Genomic DNA, 25198 nt, shown 5'->3' with positions numbered 1-25198 from the left:
GTCCTTCTGTCAAACCATCATCTATTCCTTCAACAGCTTAACAAAGTTATCCGGCAGACTGAACTGCTGATTATTAAGAATCATATCCCGCAACTCGGAGAATGGATCTTCGTCCTCCTGCGAATCCTTGATTTCCTTAATTTCACGGTGCAGCCGCTCCATCTGCAGATCGAGTTCGTACGCCTTGTCAGCCGCATTCTTAAGTTCACGGGTCAGATGCTCGGGAACCGCCTGGCTGTATTTATAGAAAATTTTATGCTCCAGGCTGGCCCAGAAATCCATAGCAATCGTGCGGATCTGTACCTCAACACAAACATGCTCCTGACAGTCCGACATGAATACGGGAACCTCGATAAGCAGATGCAGACTCTGATAACCGTTCGGCTTCGGGTTTTTAATATAATCCTTCACCTCAAGCACCTTGAGATCGTCCTGGTTTTGGAGCATGGCGCTGACCTGATAAATATCTGAAATGAACGAACAGGTGATACGCAGCCCGGCGATGTCCTTGATACTGGATCTGATCTGTGCGAGGGACAGCTCACTGTTCTTGCGCAGCATTTTCTTCATAATGCTCTCCGGGGACTTGATCCGGGACTTGGTGTGCTCAATCGGGCTATAGTCGTGAAGCAGCTGGAATTCCTCTTTGAGGATATCAATCTTGGTCTCCATCTCGGCAAGAGCGAACTTGTAAATCATCATAAAGCGGGTAAGCTCATATTTGAGCTGCTTCAATTTCTCTAACTGGTTGTCGGTATGCATCTTCATTTCTCCTTTATGCTGCTGCACAGAATGACTAGAATCTCTATGCAACTCTTCCATCTCTCATTAATCATAGCCAATCTATGACTTGAACACAAACCTTCCTCCGGTCACAGGGACTCCTGCGCGCAACCTCCTTTCTTCTTTCTGCACACGAAAAAAAGCCAAACCGTCCAAAAGGACAGTCTGGCCATTCATTAGATGGGGACGCTGCGGACAGTGCCTCTTCATCCAGTTATTCAGTTAACTACTTCATCAATGGACAAGCTGCGTTCACGCGACAAATCCCGGAAGCCCTCGCCCACTTTTACGAGCGGCTTAAAGAGGTCCAGCGGGTTATTCATGACGATCATGCCCACTTCGCCGTTGCTAAGCTGTACATTCTTGCCCACGAAGCTCGGCAGTAAATGTCCGGTCAATGCCTGCACCACCGTCTCGTTCAGCTTGCCGAAGCCCATCTCATGCACCTTGCGCAGCACCGTGACCAGCCCCTGCTTGGGACGGTTCGCAGTAGAAGTGGTGAGCGACATATAGATGTTGGCTACCGAAACAATCTGGGCGTACGGATGAATCTCTTTTTTGAGCAGCTGCTTCGGATAGCCTGAGCCATCCTCATACTCATGATGCTGAAGGGCTACCAGCGCGGTAACCTCGTCCATTTTGGAGCCGCGGATCAGATCATAGCCATAGAAGGTGTGGCGTGCCAGCTCATCCTTCTCGGAATCCGTCAGCAGACCCTGCTTGTTCAGGATCGACAGGGGCACCTGGCTTTTGCCGATATCATGCAGATAGCCCGCACGGCTGATCAGGTAGCGCTCCTCCTTGGAGTAACCCATCCACGCTGCAATGTAATAGGATAATAAGCCCACCTGTAATGAGTGGTGATATGTATCGATGTCATCCCGGTCCAGCAGGAGCAGCAGGGAGACAACATCCTTTTGCCCTTCCAAGGTCTCCAATAGCGGCTTCAGTGTATCATCGACTGCCGGCTGCGAGAAGCTGCCCTTCGTCAAGGCTTCCAGAAAAATCGCTTCATAATTCAAAATAGCGAGATCAAAATCATCGTGCAGCCCGTGGCTGGGCGCAGGTTCGGAATCCGTATGCAGCCCGCTGCGCGGCTCGATATCGACATAATCAATTTTGTGCCGAATCAGGATACTAATCTCTTCCCGCTCCACACGCGTCCCCTTGGGGAGAACATGCAGACCTACACCATTGAAAGTGTCTGCCATTAGACAATCACCGTGCTTCAGATCCGTGACATGTACTTTCAAGTACCAGCACCCCTTTTGTATTATAAGAATATTCCATTATGCTCCACTTGATCATAGTCAACAGACGGTAAAGTAACAATCCGGTGAAAGTCACAAACTCCAAGCAATCTAGTTCTATAGAATCCCTGTCTTTAGACGCCTTTCCATATTCTGTTCAGAGCCATTTGACAAATCTCTTGTATTTTAGCCTAATTTCGTTCTCTTCTGCCCAGTACATTAGTCTCTTCCTCACCGCTGCCGTGTCTTCTGTGAACCTGAAGCAGAGATTAACCGGGACAATCCGTTTGCCTGCAGGCAATATTCCTACTAGCGGACCATCTATGTAAATGACCTTAATCCCTCACGCGGAGATGCGCTCTTTGCGAATAATAAGCGAATCCGTCCCCCACTGAAGCTGCCCTTCCTTCCGCAGCGCGTTGATAAGAATGAAGATGCAGGCCGCGATGCTGAGTCCAATCCATACCAGCATGATGTAGTATAAATAGAAATGTCTCTCCGGGTCGAAGTTAGGGGGCAGTGTCAGAATAATTATGGGAATCAGCAGTCCTATCAAGGTTTTAACAGGATTAGGCGCTTTGATTCGGTCGGTTATGGCTAGGGAATCTTTGGTCAACTTGTTCAACCTCCATCCGTCCAATTTGTAGTATAATCACTAATGCAGTCCAACACTTTGTCCAAGGGGGATCCATCCATTATGTATGAGCATCTCGTCGTCTTCCGCTTCAATGAGCAATTCGAACCAAGCCAGGAGCAAGCCCTGTTACAAGCACTGCTGGCGCTGAAAAAACAAATCCCCGGCATCATCGACCTTACAGCAGGCATTAATGTAACCGAGGAGCAGGAGAATGTCCACGGCTATACGCTGGGTCTCCGCGTGACCTTTCAGAATCAGGAAGCCCTGCGTGAGTATGGGCCGCATCCGGCCCATCAGAAGTTCGTGTCCATGCTGGAGGGAATCCTCGAGAACGTTGTGGTGGTCGACTACCCGATTTAGAACAACTGGTTCACATCGAACAGTACTTTGCCGATCAGCGCATCCTTGTCTACGAACGGTGTCTCCCATAAGTGAGCGTCATAGCTGACGTTACGGTTGTCGCCCAGGAAAAAATAATGGTCTGCGGGAACGGTGACCGGCCCGAAGGTATAGGTCATCGCTTCCTGGAGATACGGCTCGGCAATAGCCTCATGGTTGCGGTACAGCTTGCCTTCCTTGATCTCAATCACATCACCCGGCAGTCCAATCAGCCGTTTTACATATCTTTTATGCGCATCTTCGGCGACCGGCGGATGGAACACCACGATATCGCCATGCTTCAGCGAGGTATTCCAGAGCATTTTGTCCACCACAAGCCGGTCGTTAATCGCTATAGTCGGAATCATCGAGCCGGTAGGCACACGCATAGCTTCTGCTACGTAGGTACGAATAAATAAGGATAGAATAATGCCAATGGCAATACTCGGCACCCACTGCTTCAAGAATTTTTTCAACTTCCTTCACCTCAGATTCATATAATTAGCCTTCAAAATGCTCAATAATCCGCGACATTTCCAGCTCCGCGTCTACTAGAGAGTGCTTCGGCAGATAAATCACCAGCAGTCCGCCGAAGATCTGCTCCCACCTGCCCCCATGCTCTGTAACCCGCTCCGTAAAGCTGCGGATCTCGCCGGAAGCCGCCGCCTCTTTGCTGAGCAGCCAGGCATACCGGACAAGCCCGGACTTCTTCACTGTTTCGATGTAATACGCGATCCCCTCACGCTCACTCACTCGGATAATGTCGCCAAGCGCAATCCCCGGGTTAAAAATCGGCGTCTCCTCAATCCGGTAAATATCCTTATCGACCCGGGTCACATCCAGCACCTCAATCTCCCGGCCTTGCTCATCAAAGCATATATGTAATCCAACCGTTCCCGGCAAAAGCATCCCCCCCAATTCTATTCTGTCATGCTATCATTTCATCGCCCGAAGTGACCTCGAGATGATGCCCTCGAGCACCTTCCAGGGAAGCAGGGCCTTGCCGATCATCAGCATCCGCGAGCCTCTACCTACAGGATACCGCAGCTTCGGCGCACGTTTGGCAGTGATCCGTCCAATCAGGTCAGCCACCTCCTGTGGATCGGGAGCCGTCTCGGATGCCCGCCGGGAGTATCGCAGTACCTCCTCAAGCCTGGTGTGATAGGGGGAGCCTTCGTTTGTGTGCATTCCCGTAATCCCTTTGTCCCAGATAGGGGTACGGAAGGAGCCCGGTTCAACCAGTACAACGCGGACGCCAAAAGAGAGCATCTCCTGACGCAGACTCTCGCTGAACCCCTCCACCGCAAACTTGGAGGCGGCATACGGACCATAGCCCGGGAATCCGCTCAAGCCGCTGACACTGCTCACATTAATAATCAGGCCGCTGCGCTGGACCCGCATGTGAGGAAGCACCGCCTTCGTTACGGCAACCAGTCCGAAAAAGTTAGTCTCCATCTGCCCTCGCCATGCCTCCATGCTGACCTCTTCCACGAATCCGCCTACGGCGAAGCCAGCGTTGTTCACCAGCACATCAATTCTGCCGGCGAGCTCAAGACTAGCCTGAACGGCAGACGCAATCGAGACTTCGTCCGTCACATCCAGTGCCAGCAGATGAATACGCTCCCGCACCCCCGCTTGCTCAGCCTGCTGAACCAGCTCCTTGCTGCGGCCAAAATCACGCATGGTGGCAATGACCCGGTACCCTCCGCGGGCCAGCGTGATTGCGGTGAGCAGCCCGAATCCGCTGGAGGTCCCGGTAATCAGCGCAACCGGCTCATGCCCATGGGGCTGGCCTAAATTAGTGTTCATTGGGCACCTCCTTTTATTATTGATGTGATGTATGAGCTTCCAATTGCAGCAGCTGATAATTGTTCTTAATGTAGTTGTAACCCGAGTATACAGTAAGGACTAACGCACCATACATCAGGGTTAGGTCAACAGGGAAAGAAGTGAACAGGCTGAAGGGCGCATTATTCAAAAGAATTGCCGAGATAGCAGCAACTTGCAGCACCATTTTCCATTTGCCGTATTTATCAGCTGCCAAAGCTACCTTCTGCGCTGAAGCGGCGATACGGACACCCATCATTATAACTTCCCTCGCCAATATTAAAAAAGCAATCCAAGATGGGATCATGTGCAGACTCACCATTAGAATCAGCGCGGCGGCAACAAGCAGCTTATCTGCCAACGGATCAAGCAGTTTTCCTAAATTGGTAGTCTGGTTATATTTTCGTGCTACATACCCGTCCAGCTTATCTGTTATAGAAGCCACAATAAAAACTAGGGCTGCATAAAAAACACCATGTACCTCTAAATATTTCAGAATTGGGAATTGGTTGACCCATGCTTCCGGGTAAATGGGAAAAAGCGCAATGAACAGCGGAATCAGCAATATCCTGAACAAGGTAATACGGTTAGCTAAATTCATCCTCTGCCTCCTGTCTCACATTCATTGTCCGGCCTACAGCTTCAGCTTCTGAATAAGCGGCATACCGATCCGCCGGAGCAGCAGCTCCAGGATGGACCAGCCGCAGCGGTTCAGCAGAGAGGTCCCCCGGTCATACACCGCTGAATATTCAGTGGCTCCACCCGCTCCCCGGTTGCGCTTGAACTGGCCGACGCCGGAGCTCTCGTGCAGTAATAGTTCCCTGCTGCCTGCAAGCCCGATCAGTACGGCGGACAGCATACGGTAGAGTCCTAAGGACTGAGGCAGACTTGTGTCATAACCGAATAATGGCGCCGTCATCGCGCCTTCCCGCTCATAGAAGCCAAGCACCGCATCCAGTCTTCCCTCCTTGCGCAGCCCGTAGATCTGCAAGGTTCTCCGTTCCAACGCAAGAGCAATATAGGCTTCGGTGAACTGCGGATTATAAGCTGAATATTTATCGATATACAGCAGTCTGTACAGCTCCACGATCCGGGGAATGTCTTCCTGCGTGATCTCCTCCGGGCCAACCTCAGTATAGCCGTGCTTTGCCAGCAGATTCCTGTCGCGTTTGACCAGCCATCTGGCCTTCGAGCCGGAGGTATTCGGGTGCAGGAGGTAGATCTGCCGGCTTGGAACCAGCTTGCAGCCATACCCCTGCAGTCTGGCAACGAGTTCTCCCGATGTCTCCCGGCTAAGCGAACGATACATTAAGGTATAACCCGGATAAGTCTGCCGGAGGTAATCGAATATCGCCGTCAGCTGTTCCGCACTTAAGTCGGGATACAGATTGGTGGACAGCAGCCAGTTATTCACCTGAACCACCCGGTTGAACCGTGCTTGTCGCAGCATCCAGCCCATTCCTGAGAGCATTAGCGACAGGAGTCCCTCAAGCATCCGGTTATTAAGCAAGGCTAACTCCTCACGCGCATAGCTGACATAATGGGTATAGGGTGAGCATACATAGGAATTGTCATAGTCTGCTTCGTTGACGGTTATCGGAACGGGCAGCCCATCGATGGTCAGCACCTTAACAGTTGTACTCACATTATCGATAAAAGGTTGCGCTCCCCGCTCCAGCAGCGGTGTAAGATACTCCCGGGCATACCGCCCATATTCCGTATCCGGCCAGTCCAGCCCCGCAACAGAATCGCGGTCATACTGCGTTACCCGCTTCTTCACGGCTTCCAGCCCCTCTCCACACGGCGCAGCTTCACAGTTCCGGGCACGAAGCTGTAAGCGGTAAAAGTCAGGTGCGGAGTGTTACAAGACAGCCTGGCGAACAAGCGCATCAGTTCTGCTGTAATCTGCTGCTCCGTGCCTTGATCGGTGCCGCTCCGTGTACGATAGGAGATCTCCAGCTCAGTCAGGCTGTGCTGGATAACCCTGTAATGCTCAATATCTGCGGAAGCCGTCAGCACAGCCCGGGTAACGAAATCAGGGAATACCGTAACGTGCGTGCTGTCTGCCGCATGGGGCAGATACAGAATATCATCGCAGCGTCCTTCGATCTGCTCAATGGCCGTGAACAGCGAACCGCAGGGACACGGCTCTGCCGCTTCGGTCAGAATATCATTCAGCCGGTAGCGGACGATGGGCTGCACACTTCTGGAGAAATCGGTCACGATGGGCACGAACCGGCGTGATTTTTCATCCAGCATTTCTTTTTCGATATGTACAATATCTTCATTGAGATGCAGCGTCCCGTGACTGCAGGTCGCACCGAGGAAGCCTTCCGTACACTGATAAGCCTGATGCACCTTCTGCCTGAAAGTCTGCTCAATCTGCTGCCGGTCGAGCGGGTCCAGCACTTCCGCAACCGCAATGATCCGGCGGGGATGCAGATTCATATCGCCTGATTGCTGTGCCTCAGCCAGCAGACGCAGCATGGACGGCGGTGCAATCCAGATATCCGGCTGGTACTCCTTCATACGGGTCAAGAGCTGGGGAAGCGGCTCCAGCAGATCGAAATACCGGAACTGCAGCCGTCCCTGCTTCACAGATTCATACAAATTACTATTCGCCCGCAGAAAAAATGCAATTCTCGCCCGCTTCCACAGTCCACCCGGCAAAAGCTTCGCCAGCACCGTACCAGTCCAGGCAGCCTGCTCTTCTTCTCCAACGAGAAAAATCCCCCGGTTGCCGGAGGTTCCTGAGGATAACCCGACGGTGACGCCTTGCAGCATAGGCTTGAAGTTCCTGCTGTTCTCCGCTTCATAGGCTTCTGCAAAAGCCTGCTCCTTCGTAATGCCCGCTGTATTGAGCTGATCGAAATTGCCCATCATCTCCGGCTTCCCGATCACCGGGAAACTCCGCCAATCCTTGGACGGAATGCCTGCCCACAGCTCCCTATAGAACTTCGAGCGCTGCCTCACCTTATCTACATGAAGCCGGATACGCTTCTCCTGCCACTGCTCGAGTGCTGCCCGGTTCTTCCAGCGCCTGCCCCACTTGGTGAGAATATAATGGGTGAGCACCTGCCTGATCCGCTTCATGTCACACTTCCCGTTCCCCAGTGCGCAAGCGCCTCGCGGCAATGGCTGGGTACAATCCGAAGCTTGGGAAATTGTTCATGCAGCTGACGCAGCCGCTCGAAATTGCGGTGGTATTCTGTGCGGCTGGACATGATTAAGCCTGCTGCCAGGTGCGGCTTACGGTTCTCCCGGAACGCCCGGCTCGACCAGACCGTATCTGCGCAGAGCAGATAATCATGCTTGCCGGTGGAGACGAATACGCCGATCATCCCGGCGGCATGGCCTGACAGCTCCACCGCCAGCAGGCTGCCGTCTCCAAGCAGATCATAGGCTTCCGAGAACGGAAGGCCTTGCGGCAGCGCACGCTTCGCTGAGGCTTCATCCACAGGGATGGAGCGGAGTCTGAAATCCTCCGGCAGCAGCCCTGGCAGGAATCCCGCCTTCGTCGCCCGCACCGGACCCAGCCCGCTAACGGCCTCGTAAGATTTCTGCAAATAAATATACTGCGCCTGCGGGAAATCCCGTACCCCGCCGATATGATCAGCATGAAAATGCGACAGCACCACATACCGCACCTCCTCCGGCGAGATCCCCCCTGCCTGCAGCCGCCGCACTGCACTCTCTTCCTCTCTATAGACAACCGGAGTGATCTTGCGGTATAGAGAGGCTGGCAGACTTGCTGTCTCCTGGAAGAAACGCGCACTGTAGCCCGTATCGAACAGGATAGGTCCGTATTCCGGATGCCGGATCAGCGCATAACCTGCCGGGAAGGCAACCGGCTTCAGTGTACCTCCACGCAGCGTCAGCCGCTCGGGATGCAGGCAATAGCCCGCAGACAGTATAGATAATTCAACTGGAATTTCTGTAATCATTGCTGTTCCCTCCACCATTCTGCAAAGGCACGAAGTCCCTCGTCTGTTGTTATACGCGGTTGATAACCCAGCTGCTCGCGGGCCAGTGTAATATCCAGTGTCTGGGAGATGCCGAGTGCGGCTGCAGAATAACGGGTCAGCAGCGGCTCACCCGGGATAGGCAGCACCTTGTAGATCCCCTCCATTAAGGCCGCTGCAGTATAAGCTACCGGGTAGGGCAATCGCCGGGTGTGCAGCGGAAGCCCGAGCAGTGAGAATAGCCGGGTGACCAGCTCTTCGAACCTTAGCGGCTCACCATTAGTAATATTGTAGACGCTGCCGGAAGCAGAGAGCGGGGCTTCACAGCAGAGCAGCATGGCATCGACTACATTCTCTACGCAGGTGAGATCAAGCTTGGCCTGTCCGCCATTCATCAGCGGCACCCCCTTGCTCTCATTCGCTGCCAGCAGCCGGGGGAACAAAGCGTTGTCCATCGGGCCGAATATGGCTCTGGGCCGGAGCATGAAGGCGGTAAGCCCTTCTCTCGCTGCCTGCCGGACTACCTGCTCGGCGATCAGCTTTGTTGCGGCATAAGCATTGGCCGGCCGCCCGGGAAGCGGATCACTCTCCCGGATGCCGAAGCGGGGCCGCTGGCTGGAATACACACTGGGCGTGGAGATATGAACCAGTCTTCCTACGCCATGCCTTTTGCACCCTTCTACGATATGGCTTGTAGCCTCCACATTGCATGTATAGAACTCCTTGTATTTCCCCCAGGGTGACGACAAGGCTGCACAATGGAACACCACATCCATTCCCCGGCAAAAGCTATTGGCAGTCTCCGGATCACGCAGATCCCCGGACAGGAACACTGCACCTTCCTGCTCCAGCTGCTTTCCCTGCTCCGGGTTGCGTCCCTGCGCGTAGACCTCCCAGCCCATCCGGGCCAGCCTCCGGGCAGTATGCCGTCCAAGAAATCCGGTTGCACCTGTTACGAGCGCTTTGGTCATGCCTCACCATTCCATTCTATATCTTCAGTTAATGCCTCTGTAATCGAGATGCGGTGCCGCCTGGATGTCTTCCAGGCGGCGTATACTATGCGGAACTGCTCGCGGGCAGGGCGGCGGTCATCCTTGCGGTAGACCACATCTGCTGCTCCAAGCAGCGCTTGCCGCCAGCTGCGGAGGCCCCCGGTTCCCGGCTTCAGCCCGCAGCCCAGCATGGGCAGCGTCAGCATGGCCGTGCGGGCTGAACGCGGAACAATAATTGTTCCGCTCTGCACGAGCAGGCCGGGATTCAGCAGAGCCTCCGTCAGTCCGTCCTCCGACGAGAACAGATGAATACCGCTTGTTGCGCGCGGATTGCATTCAATCGGATACAGCGTCCCATTCTCCGGTTCGATAAAATCGAATCCGATCTGGCCGCTGAAGCCGGTTGCTGCGGCGAACCGCTGTACCCATTCCAGAGCCGCAGGATGCTCCAGGGATTCAAAATACACGCTGGCCCCGCTGCGCCCCGTCCTGTACCTGCTGTCATAAGCGGCATGCGCCACAACTGTGCCTTCGTGAATAATACTGTACGTACAAACAGCTCTGCCTTGAATGTACTCCTGGGATACCCAGGGAGCCCCGGCCGATAGTCCGGCTGGAGGCTCTACTTCCTTCGTAACGCGACTATGCGGGATGGTTGAAGCGGATCTTTTATCCGGGAGAATGACTTTAGAGGCAAAACGGGAATATGCAGGCTTGTAGACCCGCTGCTCCCCCTTGTCAGCTGCCTGCTTGACAGCTCTCCGCCATTCTTCTGTACTGCTGATCAGCACCGTGTCCGGGACCTTGAATCCGAGCGAACGGAGCAGGACCATGAACTCCCCTTTATGGTGCAGCCCGGCCAGAATACTTCGTTCTGGCGTAAGCACGCGGCACCCCGTCAGATGCTCAAGACCGGCAGAGACATAGAATATCTCCTCACAGGTCGGAATCAGGCAGTGGATGCCCAATTCTTCCGTTAACGCAGCCAGCCGCTGGACATAAGCCTGCGGGTGGTGCCTTGGGGCAGGCACCCGGAAGTTAGCCTCAACGGCAGAGGATACCCGGCACAGATGATACTCAGCACTTTCCGCCACGTATACCCGGTGGCCCGCAGCCTTGAACAGCCTTGCCAGCTCCAGTGCTACCGGGGCGCGTCCGCCGGTAATCAGAATACGCCGGGCCTCAGTAATCAATAATCATGCCTCCCAGAGACAGCCCTGCCGCTGTACCGATCAGCATGATCCGGTCTCCGCGCGATATCCGGCCCTGACGGATCGCTTCATGCAGCCCCATCGGGATGGACGCGGCAATCGTATTGCCATGGCCTGCAGTGTTGTCGAGGAAGCGGTCCTCGGCAATCCCCAGCTTTTTACGCAGGAGACGCATCGCCATTGCACTGCCCTGATGGGGAATAACCAGCGTGAAGTCGTCCATCTTATTGCCTGTGGCACTCAGCATATCAGCAATGAAATCCGGAAGCAGCTTGGACGCTTTGCGGAATATAGCCTGTCCATCCATATGGAACAGATAAGGCAGCGCATCCTCGGCTGTATAATTCTGGGGATGCAGTCTGGTCCCGCCCCCGGCAATCTCCGAATAACGCGCACCGCTGCTATAGGTTTTGAGCGAAGCATGAAGTATCCGCGAGGAATCATCGGTCTCCGCAGGCCCGATCACCACCGCTGCCGCTCCATCACCGAACAAGGCTGAGCTCTCCTTATCCTGCCAGTTCAGCCCCACCGAGGCAATCTCAGTGGCCACAAGCAGCACATTTTTATATCTGCCCGCTTCCACCATGTAGGACATCACATCAAGCCCTACAAGAAAGCTGAGACAAGTCGCATCAATATCAAAAGCCGGCACACCAGAATCCGCCTGACCCATGGCCTGCTGAATGAACACGGCGGTACTCGGCAGCGGCTGCTCCTTGGTTCCGCTTGTACACACCAGACAATCGACTTCACTGAAGCTGATGCCTGCATCAGCGAGGGCTGCTTCAGCGGCTCTTGCGCCCATGTAGGAGGCGGTTTCATCGGTGCTGGCATAATGGCGGGTGCCTACGCCGGTGATTTTGTTCACCCAGCCCGGTGTTGTGCCAAGGATTTTATCAAGCTCTGCATCACTGACTACACGCTCCGGCAAATATTTGCCTGTTCCTTTTATTTTCACATGTCTAAGCTGCATAATGCATCTCCCATTCCTGTGAGTACCAAGATGTCGAACTTTATATAATATTGTAAACTACAAATACATTCTACTAGATTTTCCGGCAGAGTCATATACAAAAAGAAGATAAAATTCCCATTTCACGAACTGGCGTTCTTAAAAACACTTGACTCCCGCAGGTTCACGGGGTTATAGTAAATGCACAATAGCACACGTTAAGCGGGAGAAGCACCTCGCAGGACAGGCAGTTCATGCCTTTCTTGGAGGTGCTTCTTTGTGTCTATTGCCAAATGAACAATCAGAGGAGCTGAATGCAATGTTTAGATTCACGGGCTTGACGAATTGGAGAGGTATGGGAGTTGTTACACCTTTCACGGGGAGAGCTGTACGAAGGATGGCTGTGCTGGTGATCATCCTGTCACTGTGGGTATATCCCTTGTCCGGTGTCTCTGCAGATTCCGGTTGGGATGCTGCGCTGGACGAGATTCATAATCTGTACACAGAATATACGGGTCTACAGGCATCGCTGAAGTCTGACCTCCAGCGGAATCAGGAATTACGCAAGCAGAATAACGCTTCACTTGCCGCAGTGAACAAGCAGCTTCAAGCCACTAATGCTGCCCAGCTTGCCAAGCTTAAATCTGCCTCGGAAGCGGTGCAGAAGAAGCATGCTCCGCTCCTGGACCAGTATACTGCTCTCAGCAAACAGATTACCGCTGCCCGCAAGGCAAGCAATCTGAAGAGTGTCACTGTGCTTGAGCTAAAGCGCAATAAGCTGAAGGCTGCTGCTACCGCAGCACGGGCTGAAGTGAAGAAGGCCACCTCAGCCTTGGCAGAAGCCAAAGCGTTAACTGCTGCGAAGAACAAACCGGCTAAGGATGCCCTTGCCCCGATCACTCTGCTCAAGAAGCAGATAGCCGCCCAGAACAAGCTATTCTCAGCCGCACAATCAGAGAGAACCGAGGCCGACAAGCGCTACAAAGCCGCTGTCCAGGCGGGGGATGCCACCCAGGCTGCGGCTGCAATGAAGCAGTCTTATAACCGGATGAAGGAGATCCGTGCTATGGCCGGACAGTTGTACGGCTGGGAACAACAGATCAGCACGGCGCTCCGTGCCGCAGAGCTGAAGCTGCCGAAGTAGCCGAAGCAGCATATTCATGAAGGTCAGAGTAGCTTCACCAGCCAGGTGATGATGAAAGCTCCCGGTACCAGCAAGGCTTGGCCCAGCAGAGATCCCAAGAAGCGCGAGCCCATCAGGAGTACATAGATCTTCCCGAGCTGGTCACGGTATTCCGCATTCTCGGTTGCCTTATGGGTGATAATTCCCAGCTGCGGATCAATGAACACAGTCAGCAGTATCGTTGCTATACCGTTAATCAGGCCCGATGCCTGGGAAGCAGTGGTGCTGAACGCCGGCAACAGCTTGGCCGCATACATCGAGGATAACACGCCTACCGTGTAGAAGGCCGTCACGAAGACATTCATCACAATGAAGCGCTTGGGAATTCCAAGATAGCGGAAGCTGCTTAGCCTGACCTTCGGTCTGCGGATATATTTGCGCGTATTCTTAAGTTGGCTGACTGTTACACTCGTCAGCAGCTTGGGGATGGAGCCTTCGATCTCCAGCTTGGAAATCACTCTTGCGAACAGTCCTACGAAGGTCGGAAACAAGGCGATGGCGATCAATGTCCCCAGTGAAGATGCCAGCATAATAATCCGCAGATAGTTGAGCAGCGGGAAGCTGCCGTCAGCTTTGGCATAATCTACGAACTTCGCCGTTAAGGGGCCTTGTACCATATTTGCGGTTCTGGAGACCAGCACGATAATTCCGGTCAGGGATAAGGCGATGGCGATCTTGTTCAGCTTCACTCCGGCAAAACGCACCGAATACGACAAGGTCTCCGCCGTATGAATAATCAGAGTCAACAGACATACCACTAATAAGCTGTTCGTCATTTACGGTTACTCATCTCCAAATCAGGCAGCATTCGGCAGATGACCGGCATTCTTGTTCCAGATTATTACAGACCGGATCGCCTCACTTAATATATATTCTTCTTCCTATAGAATCCAGAATCAATTTTGTAAGATTTGGTCAACCGTCCAGCAGAACAGAATTCCGGCTGTATACCGGACCAGATCAATCCAGAGAAAGCCGTGGCCGAGAATCAAGCTGCCAAGGGTTGTAGCACGCACATGCAGAATCCACTCTGCCTGATAGAGCTGGCTGAACTCAATTCCGAAGCTGAAGCACAGGCTAAGGACAAGCGACATCCATAGCGGATGCCAGATCAGCAGCACCCGGGAGGCAAGGTAGATCATCCCTGCCCAGATCGCATCCCCAAAGTGTTCGCTGACAAAGTGCGGCAGCGAGTTCCCGTATGCCCTGGTCGCAAGACCTAGCACGACGGCTAGCAGTACTGCACCGCAGTAGATCATTCTGGATTGTAAATTCAAAATCCGCAATCGAAACTACTCCTTCATCAATCAAATACAACCTTCAATCAAATATAACTTTCCCGGGCGCAGCTGCATCCCGTACGAACAGCTTCGGGGGATACGGAATGGTTAGCCCGGGCAGCTCGTCTTCCTTGAAGAACTTTAGCTCTTCCGCTTCCCCGTCCATGCTTCTGAGCTGGCCTTTAACAATAACGCATTCAAATACAATAGCCGTGTACTCCACCTGATCTCCATTACTATACTCGTATCTGTATTTCTCGCCGCCGAATACGCCGATAATCTGTTCAGGCGTAACCATCAAGCCGGTCTCTTCGAATACCTCTCTGCGCAGCGCTCTGGACGGGGTCTCTCCAGGTTCAATCGCTCCGGCTGGCAGGCCCCATAACGTCTCATCCTTTTTGCGGATCAGCAGAATCCGATCCTGTTCATCCCTCACTACAGCCGCTACGGACGGCATCATTAACAGCCCGTTGCCGGCCTTCCCGCGCAGCTCCCGGTAGTACTCAGACATTGACATGAAGCTTCCTCCTGACTTGACTTAGATTAGTTCCTATATCATTCTTAATTCAGCAGTATATTTGACATGGTTGTATGATATTCCTTGTCAGGCGTACAATTGTGATAACAAAAGGTTATAGAACCCAAAAACATCTCCAGCCATAAGGCGGAGATATCTTTGGGTTCTATGCATTTTTTATGTTCACACCCGTCACTAACTCTTCAACCTTCTCCAAGCTCCGGTGGCTCCAGCAGATGATCCAGCAGTTGTAGCCCGCGGCGACGGGTGCGGAAGGTCCACAGCAGATCTGCTGTGAATAACAGCAGGACGACGGGAAGTATGGGCATCCATACCCGCTCCATATGCAGATACAGGAAATGCACCAGCGGTTGCAAGCCGAAGATGCAAGCCACTGACAGTCCCCACCAATACAGCGAGAATTTCAGGCAGATATGCCCTTGCAGCTGAAACGGCATCCCTGAATAATCCCACCACTGTCTACGAAAGATCCCCTTAAGCAGCCAGCCGCTGACAAACTCAACCGCCGAAGGGACAATCAGCGCAAGCAGCAGGAATAACGGAAAGGGAAGCTTAATTTCATGTGCCGCCAGCAGCAGCAGCGGTGCGCAGCCATACATGGGCTTGAATGGCCCTTTGAGGAAGCCATCTTTGCGAAAGGTACCCGTGCTGTAGAGGTTATAGCTACCTTCAAGGACCCAGCCCAGAAATGAATACACAGTGAAATAGAACAGATAGGGACTAGCCGCAGCCACTACACTGTAACTATTCTGTAAAAGTAACGGTGTCATCGTAGTTATTCGCGCCTCCGGTCCCATTTATTTTCCAATTGGAGCTAGTATGCCTCCTAGAACCGGACGTTATGACGGGAATATCTGTCGGTTTTCCGCATACATTCCAAACTCCTTATTTACTCCGTTGGCCTGGGTCCGTCCTATAATAGAAAAAAGACTGCCCCGTGAGGAACAGTCTGCTACGCGCATATGCCTTCGCCTTATACCTTATGCTGCCTTATGACCTAGCCGTATGCAGCAGCCTTAGCCGTATACCCTAATACTCCATCCCCTAATTCTTAGGAAGCGGGTCAGGATGGGCGGTTTCGGCCGGTTTGGCTTCCCAATCATCGGCTTCCGGTTCAATATCCACACCGTTTTCCATCTTTTTGCGTTCTGCGAGTGAATCCCCGTCTTTATTCTCCTTGTTGCGGATGTCTGCTTCATTTTGGGATTGATCCGACATGTGAATTCCTCCTTGTATGCAAGTTGTGCGCGATTTGGATTACTTAGTTATAGTTACCCGCGAACCCCTTTTGCAAACATCCCGTCTGAACAAAGCTGCTTTTCCCTTGTCTTATCCATTCACTTGCCATTCGGCAGACTGGTCCTTCTTACTCATAATACACACGAAACACAATGTCCTGCTCATAATTCCCGAAGCCGCGCCCGAATAACGTTAAGCCGCCCCGCCTTCGGGTCGTGTCTTCTGCCGTGAACCTGAAGCTCCACTGGTCCTGCTGCCAGCCCACCTGATCCATGGTAACTGCCGATATCTGCTGGCCGTCGATATAAGTGCCCCCTGCATTAATTCTGAGCACCTTCAGCAGCCCGTACTGGTTCACATCCGATTTCCACCAGGCTGGAGTCAGCCGGCCTCTCATTACGCCGAAGTCACCGGGGCTGGTCCATTTGCCAAGCGAAATGCCGTTCATCATAAAAGAGATATCCGAAGGCCACTTCTCGTTCACACTCGGCGCCTCCGAGCCGATCTCCATTGAAATCTCAATCTCCTGGACCGTCTGATCCATGAACAGATAATTCGGAACCTTATATTCCACGTATCCCTTGGCGAACCAGAGAATGCCGGCATCCACCCGCTGCGGGTCCAGGAAATAACGCGGATCGTCATAATAGCCGATCAGCTTCTCGGTGGTGGCAATGCCGCAGGTCGGTGAAGCTGCAAGGTCGGTGTAATGGCCGACAGGGACAGAGACCTCGACCACCTTGCGGGCGATTCCTTTGGCCCCGGATAATTTAATCTGCAAGAAATTCGCAGAAAGTGAGCAGAATTTATAAGTCCCCCCGTCGATCCGCTTCATCTGGGAGCTGACGATGCCGGCCTTCTGCAGCTTCGCTACATGCGAGCTGACAATGGCACTGCTGAGGTACAGTCTCGCTGCAATCTCCTTAATATGCATCTCCTCGCTGCTAAGCAGATCGATGATCCGCAGCCGCACTTCGCTGGCCAGTGCTTCATAGACCTTCAGCGATTCGGAATCTGTGGTTAAATACATCGGTGGCCCTCCGCGCTCTTTGAATTAGTTATTAAGTTAATCCTGAAATTAGTTATTGCTTAGTATACCCCGTAATTCGTATCATGTAATCATAAACGGGCTTGAACGATTAGCTATTTCATTAATCTAATACAAAGGAGCTTCTAACTATGAGCATTCAATCCAAGATGATTGTCGACAAAGACTTCAAGCTGGCTGAGGTAGATCCAAGGCTGTACGGTTCCTTCATTGAACATTTGGGCCGGGCCGTGTATGGCGGAATCTATGAGCCGGGACATCCTACCGCTGACGCGAACGGTTTCCGCGGCGATGCCCTCCAGGCCATTAAGGCACTCCGCGTACCGATCATCCGTTATCCGGGAGGTAACTTCGTATCCGGCTATAACTGGGAAGACGGCGTTGGACCCAAGGAGGAACGGAAGCGCTCTCTTGAACTGGCCTGGTGGGTTACAGAAACTAATCAGGTAGGCACGAATGAATTCGCCGATTGGGCCAAGCTGGCCGGTTCCGAAGTGATGATGGCAGTGAACCTCGGCACACGCGGAATTGACGCTGCAAGGAATCTGGTCGAGTACTGCAACCATCCCTCCGGCTCTTACTGGAGTGACCTGCGGATCTCCCATGGCTACAAGGCTCCGCACAATTTCCGCACCTGGTGTCTGGGCAATGAAATGGACGGTCCATGGCAGATCGGAGCCAAGACTGCAGTCGAATACGGAAGACTCGCCAATGAGACCGCCAAAGCGATGCGCTGGGTGGATCCTTCCCTGGAGCTTGTAGCTTGCGGCAGCTCGGGCAGCAACATGAGTACTTTTGCCGAATGGGAAGCTACAGTCCTGGATCTCACCTACGATAATGTCGATTTCCTCTCACTGCACACGTACTACAATAACAATGATGGAGATACAGCGAACTTCCTGGCCCAATCGCTCGATATGGATCAGTTCATCGACAGCGTAGCAGCAGTATGTGATTATATCAAGGCTAAGAAGAAAAGCAAGAAAAAGATTTACCTGTCCCTAGATGAATGGAATGTGTGGAAATCGCAGGGCTCAAGCCGTGCCGAGCAGCACTGGCAGATTGCACCGCCTGAATTCGAGGATGTCTATACCCTGGAGGATGCGCTGGTTGTGGGCTGCTGCCTGATCAGCCTGCTCAAGCATGCAGACCGGGTTAAGATGGCCTGTATCGCCCAGCTCATTAATGTCATTGCACCGATTATGACGGAGGACGGCGGACCGCTCTGGCTGCAGACCACATATTATCCTTACATGCATGCCTCCATCTACGGCCGGGGAACGGTGCTTCACCCGCTGATTACAAGTACGAAATATGATTCCAAGGATTTCACCGACGTTCCATATCTGGAAGCGGTCAGTGTATATAATGAGGAGCTGAACGAGGTTACTGTATTTGCAGTGAACCGCCATCTGAGCGAAGGCATGGAGCTGGCGGTTGATCTGCGGAGCTTCGGGGCTGTAGAGGTCATTCAGCACACGGTTCTTGAGCATGAGGATCTTCAGGCGGCCAATACTCGCTCCAACCCGTCGAATGTGCTTCCGCACAACCGGGGAACGGCAGCCGCAGACGGCGGCCGGGTGAGCGCAATGCTTCCGGCTGCTTCCTGGAACGTAATCCGGCTGCGTGTGAACGGCTGATTACTGAAAATCTGCAAAATTAATGGTACATGATCCAAGCGACGAGCGGTCCGGCGATGGAGCCGACAATGGCACATACGGTCATGGCTACAGAACTCATGGACACCGACTCTTCGCCGTATTCCAGCGCTTTGGCTGTGCCGAGGGCATGGGAAGCAGTGCCCAGGCCAATGCCGATCCCCGACTCGCTGCGGATTCTGAACAGCTTGATAATATAGGGTCCGCCAATCGCTCCGGTGAAGCCGGCAACCATCACGAAGACGGAGGTCAACGATGAATCTCCGCCGAGATTGCTGGAGATCTGGATCGCTACAGCGGTGGTAATCGACTTGGGCAGAATAGACAGCACATACAGCTTAGAGAAGCCGAGTCCGGCCGCCATCAGCAGCCCGCTGAACATGCCGACCATAAGTCCGGTGACCGTTCCGCCGAGAATGGCAGGGAGGTTCTTCCACAGCACATGCCGCTGTTTGTATAAGGGATAGGCCAGCGATACTACCGCTGGTCCCAGCAGGCGGTTAATCCAATCGCCGCCGATCATATAAGTCTCATAAGAGATATGGAAGCCCATAAGCAGCACAACAACCGTGAACGTTGCCGTCAGTGCAGGCAGCAGAACCGGAAGACGGTAGCGTTTGTACAGCATGGACATGACCAGATAGATTAGAACATTCATCAGCACAAAACCAACGGCCAGCAGAATTCTCATGCTTCCTTCCCCTTCCCGTGGAGATTACGGGCACGGTACGTCCGGCGTGTTAAGCGTTTGACGCTGCGGGCGGCAATCCACTGGCTGGAATGTGCCGTAACAACCATGGTCAGCACACTGCTGATGATGAGAATGCCGATCAGGAGCAAGCCTCTTCCGCTGAAGATATCCAGGTGGTTCATAATGCCTGCGGTGGCGGGGATGAAGAACATGGGCAGATACGCCAGTATAAAGGACGAGCCGTTCTCGATCAGCTTCACGGGCACAATCTTTAGCAAAAGCAGCACGAAGAGCAGCAGCAGTCCCACGATACTGCCTGGAATCGGCAAATGCAGCAGCTCTTGCAGATAGTCTCCGGCCAGGAAGAACACATACAGCAGGCAGACCTCTGCGATAATGCGGATGATTTTCATAATGCAGGAATCCCTTCAATCTTGAAATGACGATCTTAAGCAGCCGCTTACCGGCAGCAAGTTGACCTCCTAAGAGTAGCAGAGTTTTCAGTAAATTTTCAATAAGTTTTCGACTCTTCTATGTACTTTCATAACGGCAACAAGCGGAAACGGATGACGCCCTGAGAGGCAGCATCCGTTTTTATTAGATTCTGATTATTTAGATTTCTATATCCACTCTACCACCTGAGCAGCGGTCCGCCGGGTCTTGGCACGCGGCTCGCCGGTACGGTAGCCGAAGGCTACCATGCAGGCCAGCCCGAAATGTTCAGGGTCCATCATACCCTCGTCGGCCAGAAGCTGCTCCATCTTCTGCTTATCGAAGCCTTCAATCGGACAGGAATCAATGCCGATCAGCGCGGCTGCGGTCATCATATTGCCAAGGGCCAGGTACGTCTGACGCACCCCCCACTCGAACATCGCCCGCTCATTGCCAGCCAGGCCAAAATCGTTTTCCAGGAATGCGTCGTAGACCTGTTGCTTACCTTGGGCGATCTCAACCGGCAGCTTCTGTACCTCCGACATGATACTCTGAATATATTCTGAGCCAGCTGCCAGATCACGCGGCTGTCTGGCCAGAATAAGCACGAAATGGCTTGCGCTCGGAAGCTGCTTCTGGGCCCCCCAGGCGTATGGCAGCAGCTTCTGCCGGAGCTCCGGGTTCTGGACAATTACAAACTTCCAGGGCTCGAAGCCGAACGAACTCGGTGACAGGCGTCCCGTCTCCAGAATGAAGCCGAAATCCTCCCCGCTGATCTTTCTGCTGCTGTCGAATTCTTTGGTCGCATGTCTGTACTCGTAGGCCGCCAAAATCTGTTGTTTCGTCATTTCAGTTGCTGTGCTTGTGTTCTCCATCCTCCATACTCCCTTTCTGTGTACCGTTCATGATAAGGAATTGACGTTTTCCTGTTCCCATGCCTATAGTAATGGATATACAACATATTTAGAAGTACGCACATTTTTGTGATGTAGTATACAAAATGATACTAAGGAGCGTGTTCAGTGATGCGCGACCGTAAAGGCGGTTTCGGCACCTGCCCTGATGGCAATGGTTTTGCTTGTCCTGTAGAATTCACCCTCGATGTCATCGGCGGCAAATGGAAAGGTGTACTGCTGTACCATATGATGGATTCCACAGTCCGGTTCAATGAATTCCGCCGCATCTGCCCCAGCATTACCCAGCGCATGCTGACCCTGCAGCTCCGCGAGCTGGAGGAGGATGGCGTCGTACACCGTGAGGTCTATCATCAGGTGCCGCCAAAGGTTGAGTATTCCTTGACCGAATTCGGCCGGTCTCTGATTCCGATCATCAAGCTGATGAGAGATTGGGGTCTGGAGTACCAGGCGAAGCAGCAGACTTCAGAGAGTCCAGCTATCGACACCGGAGTGTAGCGGAGCGCACAGAATAGGGATGCAGCAACCCGCTGCATCCCTTCGCTATCTTCCAGCCTATTATGAATCTTCGAAAAATTCCTCCGCCTTCTGCTTATGCTCCTCCTTGACCTGTCCGGCAATGGCCCGGATGCCCGCCGCCATGACGGCAGCATCGTCTGTGAAGCCCAGGCCGATCAGCGCATCGGGAATGGCATCGATCGGGGAAATGAAATACGCCAGCGCTCCAAAGGCAATTCCTTTCGCCCATAGCGGTGTTTTGGCATCCATAGCACAGTAGTACATGGCTATCGCTTCTCTGGTGAAGGGGATTTTACCGGCGGCTTTCTTGGTTTTGCTCCAGAAGCTCTTCTTCACAAGCTCCTCATTCTTCTTGTCATACTCAAAGCTCTCCACCAACACTCCCGCCGGCAGCTTGCCTGTCTGATTGTCCATCCGTAGTTCCCTCCCGGTGATTAGACTGCCTACCTATGGCCTCGCGCCAACTCTTACTATATCTTCACACCATTCCCTTGCGGCTAATCACTGTGACCTGTACTACTTCACTTAGGAGCCCAGATGCTCCTCGAAGAACAGTGCCGTCTGTCTGTGCTGGAATTCGCTTACCTCATGCCCGGAGAACGGATAATCCTTAATCTCCTTAGGCGACTCTATCCGGTTATACGCGGCATAGATCGTCTCCGGCATACATACTGTATCCTTCCAGCCTACAGACATCAGGACAGGGACAGTGAAGCGGTGAGCCAGATTAACAATGTCGAAAAAGGCCAGGTTCTGAAGCGTACGCTCCAGATGCTCCGGGTAGCGCTTCAGGTAATCCGCAATCTCTGTGAGTGAGCTGGTCGAATTCAGCACTCCGAAATCCAAGCGGCACAGATTAGGAATGTCTGCGGCTACCGCAGCCACGCGGCGGCTGAGCGCCCCTGCCAACAGCGCGATCCCCCCGCCCTGGCTGGCTCCTGTAATCGCAATGCGCGCCGGATCAACCCCCGGCAGCTGCGCTGCCGTCTCAATGGCCCGGACTGTATCTATGGCTAATGCCAGATAATAGGATTGCTCCTTCTCCAGCAGCCCCTGGCTGATCCAGCCTCTCACTATACCATGCTCCTGCGGCAGCAGATTGCCGGTCTCGCCAAGCTGTCCCCGTACATCTACGGCCAGAACAGTGTATCCAAGCAGCACGAAATGTGCGTAGCGTTCAGGATATCCCCGGTCTCCGGTGTAACCTGGAAAGGTGACGATACACGGCCGGTCTCCCGTGCCCTCTGCATCACCAGCAGGCTGGATATACCAGGCATTGATCGTAGTCTCCCCATAGCTCATGTAGCTGACCTTGCTCACCTTCATGCCCGGATACGGGGTCTCTTCAGGAGTGATCATCACCTCCAGTGGCTGATCCTCATCTTCTGCGAGCAGATCATTCCAGAATTCATCAATCGTCTCCCGGTCCAGTGTCGGCTCCGGCCGGCAGTTCTCAAGCTCTTGCTTACGCACTTCTATTGCGTTCATCTCTATTCCTCCTGTATCGCTTGCATTCTTTAACCTTGCATGTCTATGTAAGCGTCATTAATATTATAGATATAAATTCATAGAATTCCAAAGGAGTTGTTTATTATTCGTTACGGAACGTTAGCACATACAGCCGGCTGCCTGCCGCTTAAGGAATTGACTGCCGCTCTTCAGACCTACAATATTGATTTCGTACAGCTCGCTCTGTCCAAAGCCATACAGGATATCGACCTCTCCCCCGGCAAGCTGAGTCCCGGACTAGCCTCCTATATCGGCGAGCAATTCGACAGGGCCGGTATCCGCATCGGCGTGCTTGGCTGCTATATCAATCCGATCCATCCCGATCCTGCGGTCCGCCGGGCGGAGATTAACCGCTTCAAGGAGCATCTGCGCTATGCCCGCCTGTTCGGTGCCCCTATGGTCGCCACGGAGACGGGAGCGCTCACGACCTTCCAGGAACTCGACCCTTACCGCTATGAGGAGCTTGGCTGGGATGCCCTTAAGGCAACAATCGAGGAGCTGGCAGAGGAGGCAGAGAAATGGGGCGTATTCTTAGGGCTCGAAGGCGTCAGCACGCATACCCTATCCTCTCCGGCCAAAATGCGGCGTATTCTCGATGAGGTGCCCTCCAGCTCCATCGGTGTCGTATTCGACCCGTGCAACCTGATCGGTGAAGAGGTTCATCTCCAGGATGAGATCGTCGATCAATCCTTCAGCCTGTTCGGCGACCGGATCATCCTCGCCCATCTTAAAGGAATCTATGAGGAAGGCGGACGCATTCGTCACGGCGCTCCCGGAGCCGGACTGTTCCACACCGCTGAGTTCCTGAACAAGCTTGAGGCGCATAAGCCGATGATCGATGTCTCGCTGGAGGATGTCACCAGCCTGGAGATCCGGGACACTGTGAATCTGCTGCATAATCTGCGCAAATCGTTATAATCCGGCCATAACCCCATTTCCTCCAAAAGTACCGCTTAGCGGTACTTTTCGCTTTTCACTGAATAAAATAGTATACCTATCGCATTTTTGCAGGGCGATTGTGCAGAAAGGAAGGGATCACAGATGCGGTTCACTTTCCCTATTCTTACCTTATGTCATGGCGGGGCACAACGCATGCTCGTAGAGCTTACGAACGGTCTTACTGCCCGGGGCCACCAGGTTGTGATCGTCATGCCACTGGGAGGGGATGTTTCCTATGACGTCCATTCCACTCTGCTGATTACCGACTACACGCTGCTCCGTGAATCCGATTTCCCGGTCAGTGATATCATCGTCTCCAACTTCTACACTACGGTTCCGGTATCACAGGCAGCCAGCCTGAACGGCAAGGGCATGCATATCCGCCTCTCCTTGTGTTATGAGCCGCTATTCCTGCCGCAGAATGAAGTCTCCTTCCCTTCCTATCACATTACCGATAAACTAATTGTCCTCTCCAAATGGCAGCAGGAGTTGATTAAGCTGGGACACGGAATCAGCGGAAGCATTGTGCCGGTAGGGATCAGCGCTTCATTCCGAAACATGAATATCCGCAAGGAGCTTCAGGAGCCGCTGAACATTACAGCAATCCTGCGCAAGGTGGAGCACGGCTTCTCCTGGCACCGCGAACAGGATTACCTGGTGAATCAGCTGGATATTGTGAAGCAGAACTTCCCGTGGATCAATATCAATTTCATCAGTCCGCCGGATGAATGCTTCACTTCCGATTCGCTAAGAAGGATGATGAACAGCGGTAAATACCGCTTCTTCACGCCGCTCAATGACGAGGAGCTATGCTATCACTATAACGGTGCTGATATTTTTGTCAGCTCCAGCATTTTCGACACCGGCTCGCTGCCCGGGCTGGAGGCGATGCGCTGCGGGGCGGCGTTGGTCTCTGTCTATGCGGGAGGAAATCTGGAGTATGCCCGCCATGAGGAGAACTCCTTGTTGTCCTACCGGTATGAGAACCGGCTTGCGGCGGATGTAATGCGGCTCATTCAAGATCCCGTACTCCGGAACCGGATCGCCGCGCACGGTGAGACCGATTCAAGATCATGGACCTGGGAGAACAGTGTCAAAATTCTGGAGCAGACGGCAACGGCTTTTTTAAAGGGGAACGGTGCGGGGAAATCGCGCTCCAGCCGACCTTTTGCAGAGAATGGGTAGAGGCTCCGGAGAATGCAGAAAAAGGTCCAACTTATGAGGATGGGTTGAACCTTTTTTGTATTTTCCACTGA

Annotated in this window: 30 protein-coding genes; 6 read left to right on the top strand and 24 right to left on the bottom strand. The window is 53.2% G+C overall.

Going from position 1 to position 25198, the window contains the following annotated elements:
• Positions 1-21: 21 nt before the first annotated feature.
• The 3 genes from NST43_RS11055 to NST43_RS11045 form a co-directional block, all read right to left on the bottom strand.
• Complete coding sequence (locus NST43_RS11055) at positions 22-762, bottom strand: GTP pyrophosphokinase family protein (RefSeq protein ID WP_339224417.1); 741 nt, start codon at positions 760-762, stop codon at positions 22-24.
• A gap of 239 nt (positions 763-1001) precedes the next feature.
• On the bottom strand, positions 1002-2036 hold the full coding sequence (locus NST43_RS11050) for an HD domain-containing phosphohydrolase (RefSeq protein ID WP_339224415.1): 1035 nt from the start codon (positions 2034-2036) through the stop codon (positions 1002-1004).
• Between the two features lie 340 nt (positions 2037-2376).
• Positions 2377-2649, bottom strand: coding sequence for a hypothetical protein (locus tag NST43_RS11045; RefSeq protein ID WP_339224413.1), 273 nt, complete (start codon positions 2647-2649; stop codon positions 2377-2379).
• 81 nt (positions 2650-2730) lie between these two features.
• Here NST43_RS11045 and NST43_RS11040 point away from each other — a divergent pair, with 81 nt between their 5' ends.
• Positions 2731-3030: a Dabb family protein gene (locus tag NST43_RS11040; RefSeq protein WP_339224411.1), complete on the top strand. Its 300-nt coding sequence runs from the start codon at positions 2731-2733 to the stop codon at positions 3028-3030.
• Here the strand turns inward: NST43_RS11040 and lepB are convergent.
• The 10 genes from lepB to NST43_RS10990 are packed head-to-tail and all read right to left on the bottom strand — an operon-like array spanning position 3027 to position 12013.
• Positions 3027-3524: a signal peptidase I gene (gene lepB / locus NST43_RS11035; RefSeq protein WP_076074017.1), complete on the bottom strand. Its 498-nt coding sequence runs from the start codon at positions 3522-3524 to the stop codon at positions 3027-3029. The two genes, NST43_RS11040 and lepB, sit on opposite strands and share 4 nt — an antisense overlap.
• A gap of 25 nt (positions 3525-3549) precedes the next feature.
• Entirely contained in the window at positions 3550-3951 is a 402-nt protein-coding gene (locus NST43_RS11030; RefSeq protein ID WP_076074015.1) for a DUF4265 domain-containing protein, read from the bottom strand.
• Between the two features lie 33 nt (positions 3952-3984).
• Complete coding sequence (locus NST43_RS11025) at positions 3985-4857, bottom strand: SDR family oxidoreductase (protein ID WP_339224409.1); 873 nt, start codon at positions 4855-4857, stop codon at positions 3985-3987.
• A 16-nt stretch (positions 4858-4873) separates the two neighbouring features.
• A complete protein-coding gene (gene pgsA, locus NST43_RS11020) occupies positions 4874-5476 on the bottom strand; it encodes a CDP-diacylglycerol--glycerol-3-phosphate 3-phosphatidyltransferase (RefSeq protein ID WP_339224408.1) in 603 nt (200 codons plus the stop codon).
• A 33-nt stretch (positions 5477-5509) separates the two neighbouring features.
• The gene (locus NST43_RS11015; RefSeq protein WP_339224406.1) at positions 5510-6655 is read right to left on the bottom strand and encodes a GNAT family N-acetyltransferase; all 1146 of its coding nucleotides are present in this window, start codon (positions 6653-6655) and stop codon (positions 5510-5512) included.
• Complete coding sequence (locus tag NST43_RS11010; protein WP_339224405.1) at positions 6652-7968, bottom strand: F390 synthetase-related protein; 1317 nt, start codon at positions 7966-7968, stop codon at positions 6652-6654. Before NST43_RS11010 ends, NST43_RS11015 begins: the two co-directional genes overlap by 4 nt.
• Entirely contained in the window at positions 7965-8819 is an 855-nt protein-coding gene (locus tag NST43_RS11005) for an MBL fold metallo-hydrolase (RefSeq protein ID WP_339224404.1), read from the bottom strand. The genes NST43_RS11010 and NST43_RS11005 overlap by 4 nt, the downstream gene beginning before the upstream one ends.
• A complete protein-coding gene (locus tag NST43_RS11000) occupies positions 8816-9808 on the bottom strand; it encodes an SDR family NAD(P)-dependent oxidoreductase (RefSeq protein WP_339224403.1) in 993 nt (330 codons plus the stop codon). Before NST43_RS11000 ends, NST43_RS11005 begins: the two co-directional genes overlap by 4 nt.
• Positions 9805-11022: an ATP-grasp domain-containing protein gene (locus tag NST43_RS10995; protein WP_339224401.1), complete on the bottom strand. Its 1218-nt coding sequence runs from the start codon at positions 11020-11022 to the stop codon at positions 9805-9807. The genes NST43_RS11000 and NST43_RS10995 overlap by 4 nt, the downstream gene beginning before the upstream one ends.
• Positions 11012-12013, bottom strand: coding sequence for a beta-ketoacyl-ACP synthase III (locus NST43_RS10990; protein ID WP_339224400.1), 1002 nt, complete (start codon positions 12011-12013; stop codon positions 11012-11014). The genes NST43_RS10995 and NST43_RS10990 overlap by 11 nt, the downstream gene beginning before the upstream one ends.
• A 376-nt stretch (positions 12014-12389) precedes the next feature.
• Between NST43_RS10990 and NST43_RS10985 the strand changes: the two genes are divergently transcribed.
• Positions 12390-13136: a hypothetical protein gene (locus NST43_RS10985; protein WP_339224399.1), complete on the top strand. Its 747-nt coding sequence runs from the start codon at positions 12390-12392 to the stop codon at positions 13134-13136.
• A gap of 23 nt (positions 13137-13159) precedes the next feature.
• Here NST43_RS10985 and NST43_RS10980 read toward each other — a convergent pair whose 3' ends face one another.
• From NST43_RS10980 to NST43_RS10955, 6 genes are all read right to left on the bottom strand, one after another.
• Positions 13160-13951, bottom strand: coding sequence for a DUF2837 family protein (locus NST43_RS10980; protein ID WP_209992290.1), 792 nt, complete (start codon positions 13949-13951; stop codon positions 13160-13162).
• Positions 13952-14071: 120 nt separating this feature from the next.
• Positions 14072-14452 (bottom strand): DUF2809 domain-containing protein, encoded by a 381-nt coding sequence (locus NST43_RS10975; RefSeq protein WP_339224397.1) that lies wholly within the window; start codon positions 14450-14452, stop codon positions 14072-14074.
• Positions 14453-14495: 43 nt separating this feature from the next.
• Positions 14496-14972 (bottom strand): NUDIX domain-containing protein, encoded by a 477-nt coding sequence (locus NST43_RS10970; protein ID WP_339224395.1) that lies wholly within the window; start codon positions 14970-14972, stop codon positions 14496-14498.
• A 203-nt stretch (positions 14973-15175) separates the two neighbouring features.
• Positions 15176-15763, bottom strand: coding sequence for a putative ABC transporter permease (locus NST43_RS10965; RefSeq protein WP_339224393.1), 588 nt, complete (start codon positions 15761-15763; stop codon positions 15176-15178).
• Positions 15764-16037: 274 nt separating this feature from the next.
• A complete protein-coding gene (locus NST43_RS10960) occupies positions 16038-16211 on the bottom strand; it encodes a hypothetical protein (protein ID WP_209992293.1) in 174 nt (57 codons plus the stop codon).
• 148 nt (positions 16212-16359) lie between these two features.
• Positions 16360-17262, bottom strand: a complete 903-nt coding sequence (locus NST43_RS10955) for an ArsR family transcriptional regulator (protein ID WP_339224391.1) — start codon at positions 17260-17262, stop codon at positions 16360-16362.
• Between the two features lie 149 nt (positions 17263-17411).
• On the opposite strand from NST43_RS10955, the gene NST43_RS10950 reads away from it, so the two are divergent.
• Positions 17412-18920, top strand: a complete 1509-nt coding sequence (locus NST43_RS10950) for an alpha-N-arabinofuranosidase (protein ID WP_339224390.1) — start codon at positions 17412-17414, stop codon at positions 18918-18920.
• 19 nt (positions 18921-18939) lie between these two features.
• On the opposite strand, the gene NST43_RS10945 is transcribed toward NST43_RS10950, so the two are convergent.
• The 3 genes from NST43_RS10945 to NST43_RS10935 all read right to left on the bottom strand — a co-directional run bounded on the left by NST43_RS10945 (position 18940) and on the right by NST43_RS10935 (position 20936).
• Complete coding sequence (locus NST43_RS10945) at positions 18940-19629, bottom strand: LrgB family protein (protein ID WP_209992295.1); 690 nt, start codon at positions 19627-19629, stop codon at positions 18940-18942.
• Positions 19626-20042, bottom strand: coding sequence for a CidA/LrgA family holin-like protein (locus NST43_RS10940; protein ID WP_339224389.1), 417 nt, complete (start codon positions 20040-20042; stop codon positions 19626-19628). Before NST43_RS10940 ends, NST43_RS10945 begins: the two co-directional genes overlap by 4 nt.
• A gap of 207 nt (positions 20043-20249) precedes the next feature.
• Entirely contained in the window at positions 20250-20936 is a 687-nt protein-coding gene (locus NST43_RS10935; RefSeq protein ID WP_339224388.1) for an NAD(P)H-dependent oxidoreductase, read from the bottom strand.
• Between the two features lie 150 nt (positions 20937-21086).
• Here NST43_RS10935 and NST43_RS10930 point away from each other — a divergent pair, with 150 nt between their 5' ends.
• Positions 21087-21473, top strand: a complete 387-nt coding sequence (locus NST43_RS10930) for a helix-turn-helix domain-containing protein (RefSeq protein ID WP_209992297.1) — start codon at positions 21087-21089, stop codon at positions 21471-21473.
• 60 nt (positions 21474-21533) lie between these two features.
• Here NST43_RS10930 and NST43_RS10925 read toward each other — a convergent pair whose 3' ends face one another.
• Positions 21534-21908: a YkvA family protein gene (locus tag NST43_RS10925; RefSeq protein ID WP_209992298.1), complete on the bottom strand. Its 375-nt coding sequence runs from the start codon at positions 21906-21908 to the stop codon at positions 21534-21536.
• A gap of 111 nt (positions 21909-22019) precedes the next feature.
• Positions 22020-22982, bottom strand: coding sequence for an acetylxylan esterase (locus tag NST43_RS10920; protein WP_339224385.1), 963 nt, complete (start codon positions 22980-22982; stop codon positions 22020-22022).
• Between the two features lie 96 nt (positions 22983-23078).
• Here NST43_RS10920 and NST43_RS10915 point away from each other — a divergent pair, with 96 nt between their 5' ends.
• Positions 23079-23921 carry a sugar phosphate isomerase/epimerase family protein gene (locus tag NST43_RS10915; RefSeq protein WP_339224384.1) on the top strand — a complete coding sequence of 281 codons (843 nt, stop codon included), beginning with the start codon at positions 23079-23081 and terminating at the stop codon, positions 23919-23921.
• 123 nt (positions 23922-24044) lie between these two features.
• Complete coding sequence (locus NST43_RS10910; RefSeq protein ID WP_339224383.1) at positions 24045-25127, top strand: glycosyltransferase family 4 protein; 1083 nt, start codon at positions 24045-24047, stop codon at positions 25125-25127.
• Positions 25128-25198 lie beyond the last annotated feature (71 nt).

This window comes from Paenibacillus sp. FSL H8-0332 (genome assembly GCF_037963835.1).
Classification (GTDB): domain Bacteria; phylum Bacillota; class Bacilli; order Paenibacillales; family Paenibacillaceae; genus Paenibacillus_AQ; species Paenibacillus_AQ rhizoplanae.
The sequence above is the reverse complement of the archived record's forward strand: the minus strand, read 5'-3'. Positions and strand labels throughout refer to the sequence as shown.